This is a genomic window from Herpetosiphonaceae bacterium (genome assembly GCA_036374795.1).
GTDB lineage: Bacteria > Chloroflexota > Chloroflexia > Chloroflexales > Kallotenuaceae > LB3-1.
The window spans coordinates 1-1,245 of sequence record DASUTC010000206.1; the positions used below are offsets into that span (position 1 = coordinate 1).

1 protein-coding gene is annotated in these 1,245 nt (G+C 65.1%); it reads left to right on the forward strand.

Annotation, left to right across the window (positions count from 1 at the left end):
- Window positions 1-1,189, forward strand: a 1,189-nt coding sequence (locus tag VFZ66_15620; protein ID HEX6290618.1) for an acetyl-CoA C-acyltransferase family protein, incomplete at its 5' end; no start/stop codon positions are given.
- Window positions 1,190-1,245 lie beyond the last annotated feature (56 nt).

Genomic DNA, 1,245 nt, shown 5'->3' on the forward strand with positions numbered 1-1,245 from the left:
AGCCAATACAGAGCGAGAAGTCGTGGTCCTGAGCGGCGTTCGTACGGCGATCGGCAAGTACGGCGGCAGCTTGAAAGATTTTCCACCGACCGAGCTTGCGGCGATGGTTGTGCGTGAGGCGGTCGCGCGGGCGGGCGTCGCGTCCGGCGATGTCGGGCATGTCGTCTTCGGCAACATCATCCACACCGACACCAGCGATATGTACCTGGCGCGCGTGGCCGCCGTCAAGGCCGGTCTGCCGGTCGAGACGCCCGCGTTCACGCTCAACCGGCTGTGCGGCAGCGGCCTGCAAGCGATCGTCTCGGCGGCGCAACTGATCATGCTCGGCGATGCGGACGTAGCCGTCGCGGGCGGCGCGGAGAATATGAGCCGCGCCCAATACTGGCTGCCCGGCATGCGCTGGGGCCAGCGCATGAACGACGGCGCGGTCGTCGACGCGATGGTCGGCGCACTGACCGATCCCTTCGACGATTGTCACATGGGCGTGACCGCCGAGAACGTGGCCGCCAAGTGGGGCATCAGCCGCGAAGATCAAGACAGGCTGGCGCTCGAAAGCCAGCAGCGCGCGGCGCGAGCCATCGCCGAGGGCTACTTCAAAGAGCAGATCCTCCCGGTCGAGATCAAAGTTAAGGGCGGCACCACGCAATACACCACTGATGAGTTCGTCCGCGCCGACGCGACGCTGGAGGGACTATCCAAGCTCAAGCCCGTCTTCGACCGCAGCGGCACCGTCACGGCAGGCAACGCATCGGGCATTAACGACGCGGCGGCGGCGGTGGTGCTGATGGAGCGCAAGGCCGCCGAGGCGCGCGGCCTCAAGCCGATGGCGCGGCTGGTGGGCTACGCTCACGCGGGCGTCGAGCCCAGTTACATGGGCATCGGCCCGGTTCCGGCGGTGCGGGCGCTGCTCGATCGCACCGGGCTGCACATCAACGACATCGATGTCTTCGAGGTCAACGAGGCGTTCGCGGCGCAAGCGCTGGCGGTGATCCGCGATCTTGAGCTGCCGCCTGAGCGCACCAATCCGAACGGCAGCGGCATCTCGCTGGGCCATCCTATCGGCGCGACCGGCTGTATCCTGACGATCAAGGCGCTCTATGAGCTGCAACGGATCGGCGGACGCTACGCGCTGATCACCATGTGCATCGGCGGCGGCCAGGGCATTGCAGCGATCATCGAGCGAATCTGAGTTTTGCGTGTTGAGTTATGAGTTTTAAGTTCGAGCATAAACTCAGCACTTAAAAC